Source organism: Paenibacillus sp. Soil522, assembly GCF_001428245.1.
Classification (GTDB): domain Bacteria; phylum Bacillota; class Bacilli; order Paenibacillales; family Paenibacillaceae; genus Pristimantibacillus.
Genome location: NZ_LMRV01000033.1, coordinates 249,172 through 269,579, shown reverse-complemented (window position 1 = coordinate 269,579; position 20,408 = coordinate 249,172). Strand labels below are relative to the sequence as shown.

General features: G+C 49.8%; 23 protein-coding genes. 2 read left to right on the top strand and 21 right to left on the bottom strand.

All coding sequences use genetic code 11. The features are described 5' to 3' along the window. Nucleotides 1-1,077, top strand: a 1,077-nt coding sequence (locus ASG81_RS09960) for an RNA-guided endonuclease InsQ/TnpB family protein (RefSeq protein ID WP_235548799.1), incomplete at its 5' end; no start/stop codon positions are given. 199 nt (nucleotides 1,078-1,276) lie between these two features. Here ASG81_RS09960 and ASG81_RS09955 read toward each other — a convergent pair. The 12 genes from ASG81_RS09955 to nrdI all read right to left on the bottom strand — a co-directional run bounded on the left by ASG81_RS09955 (nucleotide 1,277) and on the right by nrdI (nucleotide 13,223). After that, nucleotides 1,277-2,869 carry an extracellular solute-binding protein gene (locus ASG81_RS09955; protein WP_056632710.1) on the bottom strand — a complete coding sequence of 531 codons (1,593 nt, stop codon included), beginning with the start codon at nucleotides 2,867-2,869 and terminating at the stop codon, nucleotides 1,277-1,279. Nucleotides 2,870-2,957: 88 nt separating this feature from the next. Beyond that, entirely contained in the window at nucleotides 2,958-3,842 is an 885-nt protein-coding gene (locus tag ASG81_RS09950; RefSeq protein WP_056632708.1) for a carbohydrate ABC transporter permease, read from the bottom strand. A 29-nt stretch (nucleotides 3,843-3,871) separates the two neighbouring features. Beyond that, nucleotides 3,872-4,828 (bottom strand): ABC transporter permease, encoded by a 957-nt coding sequence (locus ASG81_RS09945; RefSeq protein WP_442952843.1) that lies wholly within the window; start codon nucleotides 4,826-4,828, stop codon nucleotides 3,872-3,874. 462 nt (nucleotides 4,829-5,290) lie between these two features. Beyond that, nucleotides 5,291-5,551, bottom strand: a complete 261-nt coding sequence (locus ASG81_RS09940; protein WP_056632705.1) for a DUF2164 domain-containing protein — start codon at nucleotides 5,549-5,551, stop codon at nucleotides 5,291-5,293. 3 nt (nucleotides 5,552-5,554) lie between these two features. Continuing rightward, nucleotides 5,555-6,346 (bottom strand): PhzF family phenazine biosynthesis protein, encoded by a 792-nt coding sequence (locus tag ASG81_RS09935; protein WP_056632901.1) that lies wholly within the window; start codon nucleotides 6,344-6,346, stop codon nucleotides 5,555-5,557. Between the two features lie 115 nt (nucleotides 6,347-6,461). Beyond that, nucleotides 6,462-6,914 carry a GyrI-like domain-containing protein gene (locus tag ASG81_RS09930; RefSeq protein ID WP_056632702.1) on the bottom strand — a complete coding sequence of 151 codons (453 nt, stop codon included), beginning with the start codon at nucleotides 6,912-6,914 and terminating at the stop codon, nucleotides 6,462-6,464. A gap of 136 nt (nucleotides 6,915-7,050) precedes the next feature. Beyond that, entirely contained in the window at nucleotides 7,051-7,833 is a 783-nt protein-coding gene (locus ASG81_RS09925; RefSeq protein ID WP_056632698.1) for an ABC transporter permease, read from the bottom strand. Between the two features lie 5 nt (nucleotides 7,834-7,838). Then, on the bottom strand, nucleotides 7,839-8,642 hold the full coding sequence (locus tag ASG81_RS09920; RefSeq protein WP_056632695.1) for an ABC transporter permease: 804 nt from the start codon (nucleotides 8,640-8,642) through the stop codon (nucleotides 7,839-7,841). Then, complete coding sequence (locus tag ASG81_RS09915; RefSeq protein ID WP_056632692.1) at nucleotides 8,642-9,619, bottom strand: ABC transporter ATP-binding protein; 978 nt, start codon at nucleotides 9,617-9,619, stop codon at nucleotides 8,642-8,644. The genes ASG81_RS09920 and ASG81_RS09915 overlap by 1 nt, the downstream gene beginning before the upstream one ends. 170 nt (nucleotides 9,620-9,789) lie before the next feature. Beyond that, nucleotides 9,790-10,746 (bottom strand): class 1b ribonucleoside-diphosphate reductase subunit beta, encoded by a 957-nt coding sequence (nrdF, locus tag ASG81_RS09910; RefSeq protein WP_056632689.1) that lies wholly within the window; start codon nucleotides 10,744-10,746, stop codon nucleotides 9,790-9,792. 46 nt (nucleotides 10,747-10,792) lie between these two features. Further along, nucleotides 10,793-12,877, bottom strand: a complete 2,085-nt coding sequence (gene nrdE / locus ASG81_RS09905; protein WP_056632685.1) for a class 1b ribonucleoside-diphosphate reductase subunit alpha — start codon at nucleotides 12,875-12,877, stop codon at nucleotides 10,793-10,795. Then, the gene (nrdI, locus tag ASG81_RS09900) at nucleotides 12,864-13,223 is read right to left on the bottom strand and encodes a class Ib ribonucleoside-diphosphate reductase assembly flavoprotein NrdI (protein ID WP_056632682.1); all 360 of its coding nucleotides are present in this window, start codon (nucleotides 13,221-13,223) and stop codon (nucleotides 12,864-12,866) included. The genes nrdE and nrdI overlap by 14 nt, the downstream gene beginning before the upstream one ends. A gap of 278 nt (nucleotides 13,224-13,501) precedes the next feature. Between nrdI and ASG81_RS09895 the strand changes: the two genes are divergently transcribed. Beyond that, nucleotides 13,502-13,723 carry a hypothetical protein gene (locus tag ASG81_RS09895; RefSeq protein WP_056632679.1) on the top strand — a complete coding sequence of 74 codons (222 nt, stop codon included), beginning with the start codon at nucleotides 13,502-13,504 and terminating at the stop codon, nucleotides 13,721-13,723. A 403-nt stretch (nucleotides 13,724-14,126) separates the two neighbouring features. On the opposite strand, the gene ASG81_RS09890 is transcribed toward ASG81_RS09895, so the two are convergent. The 9 genes from ASG81_RS09890 to ASG81_RS09850 form a co-directional block, all read right to left on the bottom strand. After that, nucleotides 14,127-14,894, bottom strand: a complete 768-nt coding sequence (locus ASG81_RS09890; RefSeq protein ID WP_056632676.1) for a class I SAM-dependent DNA methyltransferase — start codon at nucleotides 14,892-14,894, stop codon at nucleotides 14,127-14,129. Next, on the bottom strand, nucleotides 14,891-15,838 hold the full coding sequence (locus ASG81_RS09885) for a CvfB family protein (RefSeq protein ID WP_056632672.1): 948 nt from the start codon (nucleotides 15,836-15,838) through the stop codon (nucleotides 14,891-14,893). Before ASG81_RS09885 ends, ASG81_RS09890 begins: the two co-directional genes overlap by 4 nt. Continuing rightward, nucleotides 15,835-16,182 carry a ribosome silencing factor gene (gene rsfS, locus ASG81_RS09880; protein WP_056632669.1) on the bottom strand — a complete coding sequence of 116 codons (348 nt, stop codon included), beginning with the start codon at nucleotides 16,180-16,182 and terminating at the stop codon, nucleotides 15,835-15,837. Before rsfS ends, ASG81_RS09885 begins: the two co-directional genes overlap by 4 nt. A gap of 21 nt (nucleotides 16,183-16,203) precedes the next feature. Further along, on the bottom strand, nucleotides 16,204-16,758 hold the full coding sequence (yqeK, locus tag ASG81_RS09875) for a bis(5'-nucleosyl)-tetraphosphatase (symmetrical) YqeK (protein WP_056632667.1): 555 nt from the start codon (nucleotides 16,756-16,758) through the stop codon (nucleotides 16,204-16,206). Further along, nucleotides 16,748-17,320 carry a nicotinate-nucleotide adenylyltransferase gene (gene nadD, locus ASG81_RS09870; RefSeq protein ID WP_056632898.1) on the bottom strand — a complete coding sequence of 191 codons (573 nt, stop codon included), beginning with the start codon at nucleotides 17,318-17,320 and terminating at the stop codon, nucleotides 16,748-16,750. The genes yqeK and nadD overlap by 11 nt, the downstream gene beginning before the upstream one ends. A gap of 132 nt (nucleotides 17,321-17,452) precedes the next feature. Further along, on the bottom strand, nucleotides 17,453-17,758 hold the full coding sequence (yhbY, locus tag ASG81_RS09865) for a ribosome assembly RNA-binding protein YhbY (protein WP_056632661.1): 306 nt from the start codon (nucleotides 17,756-17,758) through the stop codon (nucleotides 17,453-17,455). Between the two features lie 63 nt (nucleotides 17,759-17,821). Continuing rightward, the gene (aroE, locus tag ASG81_RS09860) at nucleotides 17,822-18,715 is read right to left on the bottom strand and encodes a shikimate dehydrogenase (RefSeq protein WP_056632658.1); all 894 of its coding nucleotides are present in this window, start codon (nucleotides 18,713-18,715) and stop codon (nucleotides 17,822-17,824) included. Between the two features lie 4 nt (nucleotides 18,716-18,719). Beyond that, nucleotides 18,720-19,847 (bottom strand): ribosome biogenesis GTPase YqeH, encoded by a 1,128-nt coding sequence (gene yqeH / locus ASG81_RS09855; RefSeq protein WP_056632655.1) that lies wholly within the window; start codon nucleotides 19,845-19,847, stop codon nucleotides 18,720-18,722. Further along, nucleotides 19,844-20,368 carry a YqeG family HAD IIIA-type phosphatase gene (locus ASG81_RS09850; protein WP_056632652.1) on the bottom strand — a complete coding sequence of 175 codons (525 nt, stop codon included), beginning with the start codon at nucleotides 20,366-20,368 and terminating at the stop codon, nucleotides 19,844-19,846. Before ASG81_RS09850 ends, yqeH begins: the two co-directional genes overlap by 4 nt. Nucleotides 20,369-20,408: the final 40 nt, after the last annotated feature.

Here is a 20,408-nt window from a genome sequence, read left to right as displayed (position 1 = left end):
TATCGGGCACTCCCCGCGCAAAGCAGTCAAGGCATCATGAAGATTGCATTTCAAAACTGGCTATCTTTCTTCGCCAGTATGAAGGACTACCGAAAGCATCCCGGGAAATACAGCGGAAAGCCTTGTATACCGGGATATGCCCGCAGTAAAGTGAAAGAAGTCGTGTTCTCCAACCAGGATTGCGTGATCAAAGAACAGAAATTTCTTAAACTTCCGAAAACTAAGCTGCAGCTTAACATCGGCAAGCTAGGCTGTACCGGAGGACAACTGAAGCAGGTGCGTGTGGTGCCGAGCCATGGCCAATATGTCGTCGAAATGGTCTTCGTATATCTGTTAGAAAAGAAGGAAGCAGTGAAAAAATACGTACTCGCGATTGATCTTGGCGTTGATAATCTTGCAACCATCGTTACGACTACCGGTTTGAAACCGATGCTCGTGCAGGGCAAGATGGTCAAAGCGATTAATCAATATTACAACAAGATGAAGGCTCATTATATCGGTATTCTTCGTCAGGGCAAGAAACCGTGTGAAGGCGCATATACCTCCAGCCGATTGGAACGCTTGCATCTGAAGCGCCATCGCAGGATCAAAGACTTGTTCCACAAAGTAAGCCGTCGTATCGTTCAATTGGCAGTGGAGCAACAGATTGGCACGATCGTCATTGGGCATAACGATGGATGGAAGCAAGCGTCAGCGATTGGAAGGCGAAACAATCAGTCTTTCTGTCACATCCCGCACCAGATGCTCGTTGAGATGATTCAGTATAAAGCTGCTGAACAGGGAATAGCCGTTACGTTGACCGAAGAAGCGTACACCTCGAAAGCCAGCTTCCTCGATCAAGACCCATTGCCGCGTTATGATGAAGAGGGGGAATGGCTCTTCTCTGGCAAGCGGATTCATCGAGGGCTGTATACGAGCACGAAGGGCCTGATTCATGCCGATGTGAACGGCGCAGCGAACATCATGCGTAAAGTATTCCCAAACGTATCCGCTCAAGGAATGGATGGGATAGAGGGGTTGGATGGTAACCAGACCGTCAACGTGTCAACTCCACTGGTGTTAAGCATCCTGAAGTAAGTAAGGAAGATACATCAGAAACCCCCACTTCAACCGAAGCGACAGTATCGGTAAGTGGTGGGAGTATTCATTGTCCAAGAATATATCGCATCGGTGAAATGAACAAGTCTTTTTTTAGATTACAGTCCTTTACCACTACGGCAATAGACAGAAGACCCGTTTTATCGCAAACGGGCTCTGCCTATTGTATACTGCTGATTTATTTGCCGACTGCGTATAGCTCATTCATTTCTTTGACCAGATCATCGCCGCCGCTCTTCTTCCACAGCTCGAGAGCTGCGGTGAAGCCCGCTTCGTCCAGCTGTCCGACGATAAATTTAATGCGGGCATCATTGAGAATGTTATCCAGCTGCGCGCCTTTCTCCGTGTATACCTTAGATATGAATGGTTCCGCAGGATTTGTAACGATATTCTTCACATTCTCCTTCTGCAGCTCCGTCTGCTTCAGCCTCAGCGGCGTTTGCTTCACTTTTTTGGCGCGGTCCTCAGGAATAAAGGTCAGTATTTGATTGAGACCCTCCACCTCGGATTCCATAAGCACCGTATCCTTGCTGACTACAACCGAATCCTCTTCTATCGTATGATGCTTGCCTTCCAAGCCATAGCCGAGCATTGTCTGCAATTCCGGCGCATTAAGCTGATCGATGAACGTCAAAACGCGCTTCAGCTCCTCCTCCGTCTTTACCGCCGATTTTGGAATGGCCAGCATGCCTGCAAATCCGGAGGTCGGCAGTGTATGAAGCACGCCGGCAGCATCCTTCACGCCGCCGAACACGTCCACGAAATGAACATCCGGCTGATCCTTTCCTGCAGCAGCCAGCGCAGCGTGAATTTTGTCGTCGACGCGGGCCGCGCCGTCCACGACGTCTATAATGACTCCAGCTTGATTGTTCACGAGCGGATCGGTCCATTTCGCGGAATCCATAATGGCGAAATCCTGATTAATGAGCTTCTCGTCATAGAGCTTTTTCATAAATTTTAACGCCTCGAAATATTCCGGCGTCAAGTGGTCCGGCACGAGCTTGCCGTTCACTTCTCCCCATTTATTTGGCGCGCCGAACCAAAGTTTAATATTGTCAAAGCCGCTCGCCCAGCCTCCCGTCCATTTTACAAGCACCAGTCCGTAAGTGTCAGGCTTGCCGTTTTTGTCAGGGTCCTGCTCTTTAAACGCTTTCAGCATGTTGTAAAAGTCATCAATGGTCTCCGGTACGGGCAAGCCTACGTTGTCGAGCCAGTCCTTTCTGTAATAAACGCCGTTTCGCCCGAGGGCGCGGCCGCGATAAATGCCATAGTTTTTGCCTTCTATGGAGGAATTGTTTAAGATGACCGGATTAGCGCCGCTAAGATTCGGATAGTTCTTCAAATAGCTGCCGAGCTCCCAAAATGCGCCTGATTTAGCGGCATTCACGAAGCTGGGCGATTTTACATCGGGTACATACATGATGGCCGGAAGCTTGCCTGACGCAAGTGTAATATTAAATTTATCCACATAGGAAGCGTTCGGCACCCACTCGAAATGAATGTCCGTGTTCGTGCTCTTCTCGAGCTCTGCTGCGACCGGACTATCGTCCTTCGGATAATTCGTTTTGAAAATCGGCAGCATGATGCTGAGTTTCAGCGGCGTTTCCGCTTTATTGCCATTTGCCTGTGCGGCATCAGGCGATGCCGTGTCCGGCGCCCCGTTATTCGCTCCGTTATTTTGCTGTGAGCATCCGATAAGCGTACCCGCGGCAAGCGTGCCGACCAGCAGCAGCGAAGCCCATTTATTCACTTTGTTTCGATTTCCTTTCATTCATGTACCTCCCTCAGATATTTGTATTATATCGTAAAACCGTCTGCCAGCGGTCAAGCCGCTCTCCGGCAGGCGAATATTACCGCGATTAACCCTTGATGGATCCAATCAGCACACCTTTGGCAAAATGCTTCTGGAGAAACGGGTAGACGAGCAAAATCGGAACGGTGCCGACGACGATAACGGCCATTTTGATCGATTGATCCGGCGGCTTGACGAAGTTTGGATCCATCGCATTCAAGTCTCCTGCAGCAGCCTGTGACAGCAGCACGATTTGGCGGAGCAGTACCTGAAGCGGCCACTTTTCCGGGTTATTGATATAGAGCAGCGCGGCAAAGAAATCATTCCAATGCCCTACCGCATAAAACAGCGTAAAGGTTGCAAGCACCGGCTTCGAGAGCGGAAGAACGATTCTCCACAGCAAGCCGATCTCCGTGCAGCCGTCTATTTTTGCCGCCTCCTCTAATCCGGGCGGAAGCTCCTGGAAAAAGTTTTTGACGATAATCAAATTAAATGCGCTAATTGCTCCGGGCATTATAAGCGCCCAGTAGGAATCCAGCAGCGCCAGTTCGCGGATGACGAGATAGGTCGGTATCATCCCGCCCCCGAACAGCATCGAGAAGACGACGAGGTTAAGCACCGTATTGCGGCCCATCAGGCCGCGCCGGGCGAGCGGATACGCCATCGTTACGGTAAAAAACAAATTGACCGCCGTCCCGAGAATAGCGACGTACATCGATACCCCGATGCTTTTCAAAATCGTATCGGTTGAAAATATAAATTTGTACGCTGCCAGGGAAAACGTTTCCGGAATGAAAAACACCGCTCGCTTCGTCAGCTCGGCATCGGTTGCGAACGAGCCCGAAACGACATAAATAAACGGGACAATCGCCGCGATTGCGAATACGCCCAAAAAAATATAGTTGACCACGTCGAATATCGTACCTGGAACCGTTCTGTATGTTTTCGCCACAATGATGCTCCCCTCTCTCGCGTATTCGTTTAATAGAGTCCGGATTGTCCGAATTTTTTCGCTAAGTAGTTGCTTCCCAGCACGAGAATGACGCCGATAATCGCTTTAAATAAACCGACCGCCGTACTGTAGCTGAATGCTCCCTGCGTAATCCCCATCATATAGACGTAAGTATCAAATACCTCGGCTGCCCCGCGGTTGAGCGGGTTAATCATCAGGTAGATTTGCTCAAAGCCGTTCTCAAGCACGTTACCCATACGCAAAATGAGCAAAATAATGATCGTGCTGCTGATCGACGGCAGCGTGATATGCCAGATTTGTTTCCAGCGGTTAGCCCCATCCATAATGGCCGCCTCATACTGCTCCACGTCGACAGCCGCAAGCGCCGCCAGAAAGATGATCGTGCCCCAGCCGCATTCCTTCCAGATGGTTTGAATAATAATGATAGGCCGGAACCAGCCGGGGCTTGCCAGAAACTCTATTTTTTGCCCCGTGTAAGCATAGATCAGTTCATTCACCGGACCGCCAGCCGTAGTCAAAAACACGTACGTCATACTCGCTACGATGACCATCGATATAAAATGCGGCACGTAAATCAACGTCTGAACCGATCGTTTGAAGATCGCGATCCGCACCTCATTCAGCAAAATCGCTAAAATAATGGGCGCGGGAAAGAAAAAAAGCAAATTATAAAAGGATAGGAGGAGCGTATTGCGCAGCAGCATGAAAAACTCGGGATTCGAGAAAAACAATCTGAAATGCTCCACGCCCACCCATTCGCTGTTCCAGAAGCCCGTATAAGGCTGATAGTTTTTGAAGGCTAGCAGAACGCCCCACATCGGAACATATTTGAAAATTAAAAAATACAGCAAGCCTGGCAGCAGCAAAAAATAGAGCCATTTGTCCTTTTGCAGCCTGCGCAGTACGCCCGGCCAGTACATGGGAGATGGCCGTTTGAGGTTTGGAGCTGCAACCTGCTTCATCATTGTTCACCTCCGGGTGTCGTTCATCGCCTCGCCGGCGATGTAACCCCATTATGCGAGCAGCGCAGGATTTCCGGCAATTAGACATTATTGTGCCCGGTACAGCCGGGCTTTTGCGGCGCCGGGCAAGAAAGTGCAAAGCGTGCAAAACTATCGCAAGCGCAAGTAAAGGAGCTCAGCGCCCGCGCTTTCGGCTCGGCATTCATCGTGAATTGTTTTAAGGGAAGAAGCAAATCTGGGGGGTAAGCTGGAGCAAGAAGCAGGTGTATTTACCGTCTACATATAGGCTTTTGAGGATACGGGAAGATTGGCCGTGCATTCGGACTTTCCGAATCGATTGGGATGTGAGCTGCCTTATTCGAGCCGCGCGAGGCGGCTGCAACATCGGTTGGAATGAATTCTTGCGGCATAACGCGGGGCACCCGCGCAGCACCTGGAAGAGGTGAAGACTTTACGGCTCGATCGTCATAATCCGCGTTTCGTTACAACCCGCTTCTCCAGCGCATAAAGCTCATCCTCGAGCGACTGCATCCTCTCTAGTATGGCTTTTCGCGCATCCTGAATGGCGTGATTGTACACATGCGGCCCGATTTCTTTGATCATAAAATCAAGCAGCTGCTCCGCTGCGATCGAACCAATCGCCTCCGAGCGTTCCATCTCAAAATACTGTTGAATACTCGCGGTCAGCTGATCCCTTTGCTCCTTCGGCAGTTTCATTACTAACATGCATTATCCCTCCAATTGTCCCTTAAGAACAGTTACTGCTTGTCCCGACAAATATACCCTCATGCCATCCGGTCTCACCTTCACGATGCCGCCGCGCTCCGATGCCTGATAGCCGATAAGCTCGTCTTTGCGAAGCCGTTTTGCCCAATATGGCGCCAGTGCGCAATGAGCTGAACCTGTAACGGGATCCTCGTCGACGCCCGTACCGGGATAAAAAGCCCGTGACACGAAATCGTAAGGGGAGCCCGACGATCGGCTCGTCACAATAACGCCGCGGGCTTCCAGCCGGGCAAGCAGTCCGAAATCCGGACGCAGCGTGCGAAGCGTCGCCTCGCTGTCCACCTCGACGAAATAATCCATCCGGTTACGGCCGACGAATCTCGGAATGAGCCCCAAGCCTTGCACAAGCTCCTCTGGCGCAACGGCTGCTGCCGGCGGCTCGGCCGGAAAATCCATATCGATCCAATCTCCTTGAAGCGTGGCCGTTAATAATCCGCTTCTTGTCATGAAGCGCGCCGTTTCATGACGCGGCAATCTGCCCGATTCCCATAATACGTGCGCGCTCGCAAGCGTCGCATGTCCGCACAAATCGACCTCAGCCTCCGGAGTAAACCACCGCAAATGATAGCTCTCCGCTCCAGCAACAAGAAATGCCGTTTCCGAAAGATTCATTTCCGCCGCTACCAGCTGCATCCAGCTCTCAGCCTGCGGCTGCTCCAAAAAGCAGACGGCAGCCGGATTGCCTTTGAAGCGTTCATTTGTAAAAGCATCTACGACATACAGTGCATAACTCATCGTTTTATCCATCCTTTCTTCATCCTAAACAAAAAAAGAGCCTGCCTTCGCAAAACGGGATCGAATGTCATCCATTCCATACTCCGTTCGATTGCGCGCAAGCACTTTATATAAGTTATCCTTTGAGCGGAATAAGCAATTCTACCGGCTCTTCCTCCAAATGATGCTCGTCGATATAAAATACTTCTAACGATACGGCATTTTCTTGCTTCTCTAGCCGCATCTCGTTTATCCAAGTATGAAGCTGCTCATACCCTTCGCCGATTCTTTTGTTGGAGCAGGCTACCATCGCGTAACGATGTGCGGGAATCGTGAACTGCACCATTCCGGGAGGCAGCTCCTCTTGATGCAGTACCTCATAGCAAGCCCAATAAGTTGCAAACACTTCATTGCCGAAATAAGGACTGTATAGCACCGTAGATTTGGTAGCGTCATTCAGCTCATGCTTGCGCTTCAAAAACTCGGTTTGCAGCCGAATGGCTTCATCCGGAAAGGACGAATACGGGCCACAATAGCTAATTCCTGCTAAATGGAGCGCAGGCTTTGTTATGATTGAGCAGTTTTCCACGCGGTTTCCTCCTTCGGATCTGTCAGGACTTTTGCGCTAGGATGAGCTTTCTCTGCCCATAGTGTATCATGCTTTACTAGTATATGGATAGTCGTTTCAACTTTAATCCTTCCGGCTGCAATATTTACAACTGCTGCTACGAGCCCGTTGAACGATAATGACGAACCCCGATGCGCCATATGAGGAGACAGGGCAAGATGAAGAGAATTCCCGCTGCGGGCGCCAGCATATACGGCAAATCATTTCCAGACGTTTTATCTAACAGGTAAAGCAATGGCAAGTAGTTGACGCAGCCGAAAGGTATGATGTACGTAAAAAAGCGCGTAACCCATTTCTGGTAAATACCTAGCGGATACTGGGCCATTTCTCTTCCGCCATCCGTAAAAATATTAGCGATCTCCAGCCCTTGAATCGTCCAGAAGCACATCGTTGCGGCCAGCATGAAGATGCCGGTAAAAATAAATACACCGCTCGCAACCATAAAGACGAGGGTAACCGCCTTAAGCAGCGTCCAATCCAAGGAAAGCCGGCTGATCGCCCAGCTCAATACGATGACGCTTTGCAGCAGCCTTCCCACCCGAGTGAATTCGAACTTCGAGCCAAGCACCTGCAGGACCGTGCTGCGCGGACGCACCAGCACACGGTCAAAATCGCCATTACCCACCAAAGCCGAGAACGAATCAAAGCCCCGGGCAAAGCACTCGCTAATGGCAAATGCCATATGGATAATTGAGAAGCAAAGCGCCACCTCATGAAAGGCCCATCCCTTGATTTGACCGAATCGCTCAAACAGGAAATATAAACCGGCAAATATGGAAAACGGTACAAGAAATTGCCCGATGGAAAGCAGCCAAAACGAAGTGCGATACTGCATTTGCGACTTAAACAAAATCAATATATATTTTCCGTACAATCTCATAACCGTTACCCTCCATTTACGACGACTCTGCTTAGTGCCTTGGCCATCGCCAGTCTGCCGAGCCCTACCAATACCAGAAACCAAATGAGCTGAATCGCGATACCTACAAGCGCTTCCTCCTTCGGAATATGTCCGGAATAGACGCGAAACGGAAAATCGGCTGTCCAGCGGAAGGGGAGCACATATACAATGCTCTGCAGCCAGGAGGGCATGAGCGGAACCGGTATGACCATACCTGCCAGAAATTCGCCGATCACGCCAAACATAAGCAGCGAGCCTGCGGGGGACAACGTAACGAAGACGGATATGTACATCAGCATCGAGAGCGAAACGATCATTAGCAGTCCGAGTATAAGCGAAGCGATAAACAATAGAAAGGTAAACGGGTCTGACGGAAGCGGCATGCGATAGGGCTGCGGCAAAATAAAAGCAACGGTTACAATAGGCAAGCTTCGCAAAAGCGCGCTCGCGAGTCGTTGCGCAAGCAGCTTGGCATACCATAAGCCATAGATCCCGCTAGGCCTGCAAAGCTCATAAGCGATATTGCCCGTCGTAATTAGCTGAAACAGCTCATTGTCGCGGAACCACAGCATGACAAAGGCAAGAAAAGCTTGCTGCAGCCACACATAGGTGATGAGCTGGGTTAATGAAATGGGAGGTTGCGCAGTCGCCCCGCTATAAAACGCCTCAAATACCATTATAATGACGAAGCCCCAGAAAAATTGGGTTGCTATTCCCGCAAGCGCAGCGGTGCGGTACTGCAATCCGTTAGAAAGGCGCAGCTTGAAAACCGACATATAGGCCTTCATTATATTTGATGCTCCTTATACAATTGAACGATCATATCCTCGATAGGCAGCGTATCAATTGCCACGTCAAGAAGCTCCACCTGTGCGGATAGACGGATCAGCACCTCTGAAATAACGACCTGCTCTGTATCCACACTAAGTACAGCCCGTTCGGGCGACCATGCTTCCATAACCGTACCGGGCACTTGAAAAGGCTCTGCTTGATGGCTGTATACGGCGGTAATCGTCTTTCGCGTCCCGAACTGATCGCGAATGGCGCTCACACTGCCGTCATAAAGCTTCTTCCCTTTGCCGATCAGAATAATCCGCTTCGCCAGCGCCTCAATGTCATTCATGTCATGAGTCGTCAATATAATCGTGACGCCCTTCTCTTCATTAATGGTGCGTATGAACCTTCGTACCGCTATTTTGGATACGGCATCGAGGCCGATCGTAGGCTCGTCCAGAAACAGCACGCTCGGGCTGTGCAGCAGCGAAGCCGCGATTTCGCAGCGCATCCGCTGCCCTAGACTTAATTGTCTTACCGGCACCTGAATGATGTCCTGCAGCTCGAGTGTTTCCGTCAGCAAAGCCAAGGTGCTTCTGTACTCCTGCTCAGGCACCTTGTAAATATCCCGAAGCAAATCGAAGGAATCGATGACCGGCACATCCCACCACAGCTGGGAACGCTGTCCGAACACCACACCGATATGCTTCACATAATCGACCCGGTCCCTCCAGGGCGTGTACCCCATGATCGTGCAGGAGCCGCTGTCGGGTACGAGTATGCCGCTCATCACTTTGATCGTCGTTGATTTTCCCGCTCCATTAGGCCCGATATAACCGACAATCTCACCCGGCTCAATCGTGAAGGAAATATTGTTAAGCGCTTCCACTACTTTGTATTCCCTTTTAAATAAAGCCTTTACCGCCTGTCTTACGCCAGAAGAACGTTTTGCAACCTGATAAGATTTACTTAAACCATCGATTTTTATCACGCCGGTTACCTCCGTTCAAGATTCAAGAGGGAAATATTAACATCGGAAATAAGGAGTGTCAATCTTTTTTTATCCAATCGATTCATGCTTAAAGAATCAAAAATCGCTCTTTTTCTGCCGGGAAGGCCGAATAAAGAGCGATTTATATGTGGTATGGCGATTAGGTTTTATTAAAAATTGAAGACGAAGTCGTCGTCATTCAGCGGCTCGACGTGAATCGTACGTACGTAGCCGTTACCTTTTTTGGAGAAGAAGTCATGCTGCTTGGTGTGCGTGCTGATACCATTAAACACAATCGGGTTAACCGGCTCCTCAGGGAAGTGCGGCTCCATGCCAAGGTTCATAAGCGCTTTATTCGCATTGTAGCGGACGTAGACATTCACTTCCTCAGCCAGGCCGATAGGCGCATACAAATGCTCGGTGTACACGATCTCGTTCTCGTACAGCTCGTTCAGCAAGGCATACACTTCGATCTGCAGCTGTGCTTGCTCCTCAGGGCTAAACGTCTGGAACAGCTCTTGTGCAAGAACGCCTACATATAAGCCGTGAATGCTCTCGTCACGCAATATCAAATCGATAATCTCACCGCTGCTCGTCATTTTGCCTTGACCAGCCAAGTAGAGCGGGTAGAAGAAACCGCTGTAGAACAGATAGCTTTCCAGGAATACGGAAGCAGCCATTGCTTTATACAGCTCTTTCGGGCCCGTGATGTTCGAATACCAGGAAGAAACCAGTTTCGCTTTCTTCTGCAGCTGTTCGTTTTTCTCTACCCATTGGAAGATTTCGTCGATCTCTTCTCCCGATGCAAGCGTTGTGAAAATGCTGCTGTACGATTTCGCATGGATTTGCTCCATCATCGACATAAACGACAGCACCGCTTTACGCTGTAAGCCGTCCACATGCTCCAAAATTTTCGGCATACCGATACCGCCTTGAATCGTATCGAGCAAAGTCAGGCCGCCGAGCACGTTTTTGTACAGCGTGCGCTCAGCATCCGTCATCTCCATCCAGTCCATTTTATCGTCAGATAACGGAATTTCTTCATCCGTCCAAAATTGCATCACATTTTGCTGCCAGAATGTTAATGTAAAATCGTCATCCGGGCGATTCCAGTTTACAGCTTTCATTTGGTGAGCTCCTTCTTTGCTACGTGAGCGTCTATTAAAATTGAACTTAAACTGCGCAGCTCGTGCATTCCTCAACAGAAAGCCGCTTCGTTCTTGTGTAATAGAGCGATTTAAGCCCTTTTTGCGCGGCATAGACGTAGAAGCGCGCCAGCTCGCGAGTCGTCACATTACTATTAACATGCAGCACGGATGAAATGCCTTGGTCAACGTGCTGTTGAATTTCTGCAATTAGATCAATCAGCTTGAACTGATCGATGTTGTAAGCCGATTTATAGTAGAAGTAATTGTCTTGCGACAAGTACGGCATTGGGTAATACGTTGTCGAGTTCGCATATGTGCGCGTTTCGATATGCTCAACGATCGGCATAACGCTCGAAGTTGCGTTTTGGATGTACGAAATGCTTTGTGTTGGCGCAATCGCCAGACGGTAAGCATGATACAGGCCGTGCTTTTGCACTTTCGCTTTTAAGGCAGCCCAGTCTTCAGGTGACGGAATTTCCATACCCTCAAACAATTCCTTCACTCTATCCGTTTTTGGACGGAAATCGTTCTCTACATAACGATTGAAATAAGTGCCCTTGGCATATTCGGAACGTTCGAAATCTTTGAACGTAATGCCGCGCTCTTTGGCGATCTCCATGCTTTGCTCGATGGAGTAGTAGTTCATCATCATAAAGAATACGCCGGCAAAATCTCTCGCTTCTGCGCTTTCGTAAGCGATTTTGTTTTTAGCAAGGTAACCGTTCAGGTTCATCGCGCCAAGACCGACGGAGTGCAGCTCCTCATTCGCTTTGCGAACGCCCGGAGCATTGTCGATTTTGGACAAATCGCTGACAGTCGTCAAAGCTTCGATGCCGACATGAACCGATTCCTTCACTTTCTTGTGCTCCATCACATTAACGATGTTAAGCGAAGCAAGGTTACAGCTGATATCGCGCCGAATAACATCCTCGTAGCCGTAATCTTTAATTTCGGAAGTCTCCTGCAGCTGGAATATTTCCGTGCACAGGTTGGACATTTTAATGGAGCCGATATCCTTCAAAGCATGAATGCTGTTGGCATTCGATTTGTTCATGATGTATGGGTAGCCGGATTCTAGCTGAATCGAGGCGATTTTTGTCAGCATGTCGCGTGCGTTCATAACTTTCTTCTTCGTTACAAGCTCGTTAGCGAGCAGCTCTTCGTACATCTCATCCATGTCCATATCATCGAGATGCTTGCCGTATGCCTTCTGAACGGAATGTGGTCCGAACACGAAGAGAGGCTTGTTTTGCGCAGCTAGCTCATAAAATTTATTCGGGATAATAAGGCCGATCGACAACGTTTTAATACGTGCCTTCTCGTCGGCGTTAATTTTTTTGCAATCCAGGAACTCGATAATGTCCCAGCCGAAAATATTGTAGTAACCGGCTCCGGAGCCTTTGCGTTGTCCCATTTGGTCTGCATAGGAGAATGCGTCCTCCATCAGCTTCAGCACAGGCATAATGCCTTTCGCTGCACCTTCTACGCCTTTGATCGGCTCCCCGCGTCCGCGAAGCTTCGACAGGTTGACGGCTACGCCGCCGCCGATTTTGGAGAGCTGCATGCATGTGCCCAGTACGTAGTTAATGGAATTAAGAGAGTCGTCCATTTCGAGCAGGAAGCAGGAAACCATTTCGCCGCGGCGGCTCTTGCCCGCGTTCAGAAAAGTAGGGGTGGCTGGCTGCAAGCGTTGGTCGATCATCGCATCGGCTATGCGGAGCGCTCTTGCTGCATCGCCTTCACCAAGATGCAGGGCAACAATCGCTACGCGATCGGAATATTGCTCTAAGTATTGAGATTTGTTGTTGGTCTTCATCGCATAGTCCTTGTAGAACTTCGATGCTGCCATGTAGGATTGGAATTCGAAGCCGCTGTTCGAGGTTAAAGTGAATACAGCCTCAACCTGTTCGTACGTATACTTCTCGAATACATTATCGTAATAATCGTTCTCGATCAAATAATCCAGCTTGTGGCGAAGGGAGTCGAACTTCACGCTCTTCTCGGCTACTTCCTCCATAAATGCGACAACAGCCTCTTTATCTTTATCCAGCTGGTAAAATCCATCTGCACCGCGCTGCATCAATTCATTATTAAGCTCAATATGTTTCAATGGTTCGCACCCTTTCGACAAAATGTTGCGTATCTTGACTCGTGCCAGACAATTCAAACTTCAGAATCACGGGTACATCATACAATTGCGAGATCGTGTCCGCGCTTTTGGCGAACCCGGTTCCCCAGTTACGGTTACCGCTGGCGGAAACGCCGCGGAGCATCCCGGAGTTGCTTTCCAGAAATGAAGTCACCTTCTCCGGCACCTGACCGAATCCTGTCGTATACGTGACCAGCACGAACGGCTCGTCCACTGCGTCCTGCTCATCGATAGGTACCGCACGCATATTCAATTTTTTGATGAAACGCTTGACGTTACCTGTTTTGGAATCATAGACGACTAGCATTGCACGTTCGCTCCTTTTCTGAATTCAAGCAATTAAAAAGCGCTTCTGACTAGCATTTCCGTCAGTAGCGCTTGTTCATGATTTACCGATGGCAAATCACTGAAGGCACCTATCCACATCAATATGTAGTTTGTGTTTTTGATTCTACATCAATATATAGGAGTAGTCAATGAAAATTATGGAGAAAATATTAATCTGTTTTTTTGACGCACTCGACTATTCTAACAGATGCGGGTATGATGGGATAGTGACATTTTATTGCTATTTTGGAGGCCCTGATGGACGCGAAAACACCCGCAAAACAAATACGAGAAACGGTAGAGAAACTGTTCAAGGATGCCGGATATACGGTGCCTGAACTGCTTGCCTATATCGAAAAACTAGAAATAGACCATGAGCAAATGAACCAATTGATCAAAAAAATGAAGCTCGATTCGGTGCGGAAAGCGTCTGCTGCGGCAGGCATGAACAGCCGATTAAAGGATGCGCTCCGGGAATAACTATCGTTCCGGAACACTACATCTAGATACAGGAAACTAGCTGCAACCAATAAATCCGGTAGACTTACTGCACTCGTTCACCGAGCAGGCGGGTGTCGATAAAATATTACAAACAACCGTAAAATACGACAATTTTCGGTTTTTTACACATTATGCAGCAGCCGGTGAATATGTTTCTCCTACGGGACAAACATCCATCCCTACTCTTAAAAAGCTGCAATCTCAAAAACAGATTAGCTCGCAAGAGATATATTTGACTTATCTAACTTGTAAATAAACAAGCACAAAAATGGTTGAGCATCATAGTAGACCTGCTCAACCATTTTTCTTTTTTGGTTATCTAAATAAAGAGAGGTGTTCCATATAGTCTGGTTCGACCATAGGAACACCTCTTAGCGCATTACTATTTGACAGCCGCGAAAAACAGACGCTCCGACTCGCTGTCCGCCGGCCGCAGCTCGAAATCAGCATAACGGTCGACAGTGTGGAAGCCCGCGCGCCGCAAGGCGGCCTCAATCCAGTCTGGATCGTAAGCGCGCTGCACATGCGATTCCTCGAAACGGTGAAACTTCGAATCGCTGCCGCGTGAGAAAATAGTTAAATGATGCTCAATCTCGCAGCGCTGATCTTCGAAATCGCATGTCCATATATAGGCCACATCCCGCTCATCGAGCACAAACGGCTGCTCCTCCGCATAACGGATAAGCTGTTTAGGGGGATGCATGTCGAACAGGAAAGTCCCTCCGCTGCGTAAGCCTGCATAAGTAGAACGGAAAGCAGCCTCGATATCGGCCTCCTCCGTCAAATAGTTCAAACAATCGCAAAACGAAATGACCGCATCAACAGGCTCCTGAAGCTCCCACTCACGCATATCCTGCTGCAGCCACCGGATGGAGCCTGGACGTGGTCTTGTAACCAGCTGAGGCGTCTCATCCCACTTGCTGCGGGCAACGGTGAGCATGTCCGAGGACAGGTCAATGCCGTACACCTCAAAGCCAGAGCGGGCAAGCGGAATGGATATGCTTCCGGTACCGCAGCCAAGATCAACGACAGTCGAAGGCATCCCGTAGCGCGACCAGCCGGCTCTTGCGAAACCTAGCCAATCCGCGTAAGGCATGTCCTCCATAAGCTGATCGTAGACCGTCGCGAATTGTCCGTAAGAACTCGTCATTGCCCATCAGCTCCTTCAGCTTCGGAGCCTGAAGTTTCTGCTTGTTCCCCCGTTTCCCCTGAAGGCTCAACAGCCAAATACGTCCAGCTGCCCTTCTGGGTGACCAGCCTTTCCCGCATCAGCTTTCCTATAGCGCGTTTGAAAGCACCCTTGCTGATTCCGAATTTTTGTTTAATAATGTCGGCATCTGTCTGATCGGAATACGGCATTCCGCCGCCTGGTCTTTCTTTAATAAAAGCAAGTATGCGGTCAGCATCCTCTACCCGTCCGATTTCCTTGCGCTGCGCCATCGAGAGATTGGCTCTTCCGTCTTCGCGGATAAAGGTTACGCGCGCTTTCACACGCTCGCCAAGCCGAAGCGGTCTGATGCGCTCGTCGCTTGGAATAAGCCCGTAGACGCCAAACCCTACGACGCCGCCATCGATAATAACAAACGAGCCGAGCTGCAGCGTCTTCGTTACCCAGCCCTCAACCCATTGGTTGTTCCAGCTCTGCGGCGCGGGGAATACGAGCTCAGAAAGCTCTTCCTCAAATGCGATCTTCGCGACTAGTCTTCCGATTTTATCATGCTTCATTACGACAAATACTTCATCGCCGGGAAGAGGCCTGTACTCAATGCTCTCCGGCAGCTCCGAAAGCGGCAGCAGCAGCTGTCTGCCTAAGCCCATCTCCAGAAAGCAGCCAAGCCTTGGGTGGACGTCCGCAACCTTCAGCCGGGCCAGCTCGTCGAGCTGAAGAAGAGGCTTCTTCATCGTTGCCGCCAAACGGTCCTCCGAGTCATAGAACAGAAAAGCTTCCACGTCGTCGCCGATTTTCGGCTTAGATCCAACGAGCTCGGTATAATGCATAAGCACATCGGATTCTCCGTCACTCAAGAAATAACCGTAGGGCGACACTTCGCGTGCCACCCTTAACGTTAGCGTCGTTCCGGCTACAAAGCTCATGCGAACTCCACAACCTTCGCATCGGACCAGAGGCGCTCTATGTTATAATATTCACGCTCATCGCGATGGAATACGTGAACGATTACATCGCCGAGATCGATCAGCACCCATCTGGCCGAATCCATGCCCTCAATGCCGCGTACGCGATTTCCGTTTATCTCCGCCTGCTTGCGGATTTCGGTCGCGATCGCCTGTACCTGCGTATCCGAGTTACCGCTGCAAATGACGAAATAATCCGCCACCAAGGAAATTTCTTTTAAATTTAACGCAACGACCCGACCCGCTTTTTTGTCTTCCGCTGCTGTAACCGTGATTTGAAGCAATTCATCCGAATGTAACGCCATAGCTCAACCTCCTGTTTAATATTATTCTAATAAATCATTCCGCGCTTCTATCGTTAGCGGATATATGCGTTTCCCCTTTTCCAATAAGAAAGAAATCGTAGAGTTAAAGCCTGCGAGCAGAGCTTGGTCCAAAAATCGCTCGCTTAGCTCACGAATATTCGACACGCCCGGAAAATCCCGCCCAGGCTCCATATAGTCTGCCAGACATACGATTTTCTCAAGCTTTGTCATTCCTCTTCGCCCCGAAGTATGGTACCGGATCGCATCCAGCACTCCGGCATCCGATATGCCATATTCATGCTCTGCCACCCAAGCCCCGACTGGAGCATGCCATAGCTCCTTATCATAGTCCAGCAGCTCGGACGGCAATGCTTGATCACGTATGACCTTCTCCATCCGCTCTACCTTCCAATATTTAGCTACGTCATGTAAAATCGCTGCAAGCTCAGCGCGAACGGGATCCTCGCCGAATCTCTCAGCCAGAATGACCGCAGTTTCCATTACTCCCTGCGTATGTAGCCATCTTCGCTCAGGCATCTCCGCCTTCACCTTGTCGATCATTTGCTCACGATTCATACAACTTGTACCTCCTCATGAAGCTATTCACGGAATCCGGCACTAAATATTGAACGGAAAGTCCCGCACTCGCTCTGCTTCTAATCGCAGTTGACGAAATGTCGATTGCGGGCATATGAATCAGCTTTATCCGCTTCTGCAAAAAAACCGGCAGCTCAGCGATGTTGACGGGATCGGAAGGACGCTCTAATCCGATAAATGTAATTCGAGCCGCAAGCTCCTCAATTTGATACCATTGCGGCAGATCGTTTATCCGGTCTGAACCAATAATGTAGGAAAATGAATCATCCGGATAACGTCTCTGCAGCTCTCTGATCGTATCAAAGGAGTAGCTTACTCCACCGCGCTGCAATTCAATGTCCAGTGCGCGAAAGGCCGGATTGCTTTCAATTGCCCCGCACACCATCTCGTAGCGCGTCTGTCCGCTAACGCCTGGTTCACTCGTTTTGAGCGGAGGACCGTATGACGGTATGAACCATACCTCATGCAAATCACATTGCTCGCGCGCCGTTTCCGCGGCGATCAAATGACCGATATGGATGGGATCAAAGGTTCCGCCCATAATACCAATCTTACTCACTTGCCTTAGCTCCTCCCTACATAGAGCAAAAATGGGCTAACTTAGCCGATTCGCTATTTAGTATGCCCTTTATCGCAAGATGTCGAATCCTGTTAAAGCTCCAAGCCTTTATTTTTATTTCCGGGCAGGACTTGGAAGCTCGATTTGTTTATTGTCCTTGGATTCCTTGTAGAGGACGATCGTTTTGCCGATGACTTGTACGAGCTCGGCACCGGCTGCTGCTGCCACCTCTGCTCCGATTTCTCTCGGATCGTCAAGACAGTTGTTGAGAACTGATACTTTAATAAGCTCGCGCGATTCGATAGCTTCTTCGATGTGACGGACGAGGTGATCGTTCGTCCCACCTTTGCCGACCTGAAAAATAGGCGTCAAATGGTGGGCGAGTGATCTTAAATAACGTTTTTGTTTACCTGTAAGCATGTATGTGTTCCTTCTTTCATCTCGATGTTTCGTCTGTTTAATTACATTTATAAGATAGACGGGTTAGCTTAGCAGTGCCGCCAGCACGGTCTCCCGCATAGCTGCGGCCGGTGCGGGCTGGCCCGTCCAATATTCGAAGGCGTAAGCGCCCTGATAGATGAACATGCCGAGGCCGCCGTGGATACGGCAGCCGCGCTGCTCGGCCTGCTGCAAAAATTTTGTTTTTAACGGATTGTATATTAAATCGCTTGCGACCGCGCCCGGCTTCAGCCAGTCCGCATCAACCGGCGTCTCGTCAGTATTCGGAAACATGCCTACGGAAGTCGTGTTAATAACGATATCCGCTTTCCGGCAAGCCACTTGCAGCTCATCGTTCGAGATCGCTTCTATTTCCGCAAGGTCTTGAAATGATGCCGCTAGCTCCTTGGCACGATCTACTGAACGGTTAGCTATCGTGATGCGGGCAGGCTTCTCATTCGCCAGGGCATATACGATTCCGCGAGCCGCACCGCCTGCGCCGATCACGACGATTTGTTTGCCCGCAAGCTCGTGCTCCGCTTCTTCCTTCAGAGAACGTACATAGCCGATACCGTCTGTATTATAACCAATGAGCCGTCCTGCATCGTTTACGATCGTATTAACCGCACCGATCGCTCGCGCACCGGGGTCGATCTCATCCAATACGGACATAATGTCCAGCTTATGGGGTATGGTGACATTGACGCCTTGAATGCCCATTGCGCGTACCCCTGCCGCGAAATCTGCTATGCGGTCGCCCGTTACGTGAAAAGCGGCATAAACGCCGTTAATTCCCGTTTCCCGAAAGGCACGGTTCATCATGACTGGTGATTTTGAATGACGAATCGGATTGCCGATTACGCCGAACAAAAGGGTATTGCTGTCGATCCGGTTTCCTGCGCCCACATTCGTCACAGTGAATTCCCCTTCCAAAGCCATGAGTTTAAATCATCGAGTCTCGAAGCATGACCTTAACGCCTTTCGGCGCATAAATATCAATGAGAGCTCCTCCGGTGCCGTTTACTTGAATCCAGCCGAGACCGGAGATGAACACATCCTTATTCACTCCGCGCTTCACCCGGAGCGAATGTCTGGTCCACGCCGGGATCTCCTCCAGCTCCTCAACCGTAGGTCCGCCAAGCAATTGTCCGCGGTGATCGGCATAAAGCTCATCTGCGCGTTCGAGCTTTGTCCGGTGCATATTAAGCGCATTGGATACGTAAAACGTAAAGGATTGGCGGTCGCCCTCGACAAAATCAAATCTTACGAGGCTGCCGATAAACAGCGTCTGTCCAGCATTCAATTGATAGACAAGCGGTTTAATTGGCTTGTCCGGCAATAGGGAGCCGAGAAAGCTGCGCGGCACGACTTCTGTCATCCGCGTCGAATATACGATACCTGGCGTATCGATAATCGTTTTTCCGTCCTCAAGCGGAATATGAACCGCATCAAGCGTCGTTCCCGGATAACGGGAGGTCGTAAGCTCGCGCTCCATGTCGCTGTAATCGCGAATAAGTCGATTGATTAAAGTGGACTTGCCGACATTCGTTGCGCCGACCACGTAAACGTCGCGGCCGTTCCGGTAATGCTCAAGCGCTTCTATGACCCGCTCGAAGCCCATATTCCGCTTCGCGCTGCACAATACGACATCTACCGTACGCAGTCCCTCTTCCTTTGCTTGCTTCTGAACCCAGTTCCGAAGCCGGTTGACGTTCATCGCTTTCGGCAGCAGATCGATCTTGTTAACGACGAGCAGCACCGGATTATTGCCGACGAAGCGCTGCAGGCCGGAGATTAAGCTTCCTTCAAAATCGTACAAATCGACAATGTGCACGACGAGGCTATCCGTGCTTCCAATGCTGCCGAGCAATTTTAAGAAATCATCCTGGTCAACCGCTACGGATGAAGCTTCATTATAATTGCGAATGCGGAAGCATCGCTGGCAAATCACCTCATCGCGCTCGTTAGCCGCTTTCGGCAAAAAACCAGGCAATTCAGAACTTTGTGTCTGCAGCGTCACGCCGCAGCCCGCACATGAACCGGATGCCTGACTAGGCTGTTGTTCCTTCACTTTGTTTCCCCCTCATACCATAACCCTTTTTTTCTTAAACGCGTTAATGCAAACCGTTCGATCCGGCGATTCACTTGCGTCATAATCCCTTCATCAGCAGGTGCGATCGGCGTAACTAGAATGGTGTACAGCCCCATTCGATTGCCGCCAAGCACATCCGTCAGCATTTGATCGCCGATAACGACCGTATGCTCCGCAGCCAGCCTCAGCACGCTAAGCGCCTTCCGGAACGATTTGCCTGCCGGCTTGCGGGCGGCATGAATATATGGAATATTCAGCGGCGCAGCGAATTTTCCTACACGCGTTGCATTATTATTAGAAACGATAACAACCTGAAAGCCCCGTGAGCGCACGTAATCAAGCCACTGCACAAGTTTAGGCGTTGCTAACGCCTCCTTCGCACCGACGAGCGTATTATCCAGATCCGTAATGATGCCGCGAACACCTCTTGCATGCAGCTCATCTAAGTTAATTTCATAAACTGTATTGACGCGCATATGCGGCAACAGCCGTTCAAACATAATCGATATCCCTCTGCTTTCTGCCTGCTATCTTACGAAA

What these genes read in the sequence shown, in the direction of transcription:
- ASG81_RS09955 (WP_056632710.1), bottom strand. Translation starts at nt 2,869, where the DNA reads ATGAAAGGAAATCGAAACAAAGTGAATAAATGGGCTTCGCTGCTGCTG.
- ASG81_RS09945 (WP_442952843.1), bottom strand. Translation starts at nt 4,828, where the DNA reads ATGATGAAGCAGGTTGCAGCTCCAAACCTCAAACGGCCATCTCCCATG.
- ASG81_RS09940 (WP_056632705.1), bottom strand. Translation starts at nt 5,551, where the DNA reads ATGTTAGTAATGAAACTGCCGAAGGAGCAAAGGGATCAGCTGACCGCG.
- ASG81_RS09935 (WP_056632901.1), bottom strand. Translation starts at nt 6,346, where the DNA reads ATGAGTTATGCACTGTATGTCGTAGATGCTTTTACAAATGAACGCTTC.
- ASG81_RS09925 (WP_056632698.1), bottom strand. Translation starts at nt 7,833, where the DNA reads ATGAGATTGTACGGAAAATATATATTGATTTTGTTTAAGTCGCAAATG.
- ASG81_RS09920 (WP_056632695.1), bottom strand. Translation starts at nt 8,642, where the DNA reads ATGAAGGCCTATATGTCGGTTTTCAAGCTGCGCCTTTCTAACGGATTG.
- nrdF (WP_056632689.1), bottom strand. Translation starts at nt 10,746, where the DNA reads ATGAAAGCTGTAAACTGGAATCGCCCGGATGACGATTTTACATTAACA.
- nrdI (WP_056632682.1), bottom strand. Translation starts at nt 13,223, where the DNA reads ATGCTAGTCGTCTATGATTCCAAAACAGGTAACGTCAAGCGTTTCATC.
- ASG81_RS09895 (WP_056632679.1), top strand. Translation starts at nt 13,502, where the DNA reads ATGGACGCGAAAACACCCGCAAAACAAATACGAGAAACGGTAGAGAAA.
- ASG81_RS09890 (WP_056632676.1), bottom strand. Translation starts at nt 14,894, where the DNA reads ATGACGAGTTCTTACGGACAATTCGCGACGGTCTACGATCAGCTTATG.
- ASG81_RS09885 (WP_056632672.1), bottom strand. Translation starts at nt 15,838, where the DNA reads ATGAGCTTTGTAGCCGGAACGACGCTAACGTTAAGGGTGGCACGCGAA.
- rsfS (WP_056632669.1), bottom strand. Translation starts at nt 16,182, where the DNA reads ATGGCGTTACATTCGGATGAATTGCTTCAAATCACGGTTACAGCAGCG.
- yqeK (WP_056632667.1), bottom strand. Translation starts at nt 16,758, where the DNA reads ATGAATCGTGAGCAAATGATCGACAAGGTGAAGGCGGAGATGCCTGAG.
- nadD (WP_056632898.1), bottom strand. Translation starts at nt 17,320, where the DNA reads ATGGGCGGAACCTTTGATCCCATCCATATCGGTCATTTGATCGCCGCG.
- yhbY (WP_056632661.1), bottom strand. Translation starts at nt 17,758, where the DNA reads ATGCTTACAGGTAAACAAAAACGTTATTTAAGATCACTCGCCCACCAT.
- aroE (WP_056632658.1), bottom strand. Translation starts at nt 18,715, where the DNA reads ATGGCTTTGGAAGGGGAATTCACTGTGACGAATGTGGGCGCAGGAAAC.
- ASG81_RS09850 (WP_056632652.1), bottom strand. Translation starts at nt 20,368, where the DNA reads ATGTTTGAACGGCTGTTGCCGCATATGCGCGTCAATACAGTTTATGAA.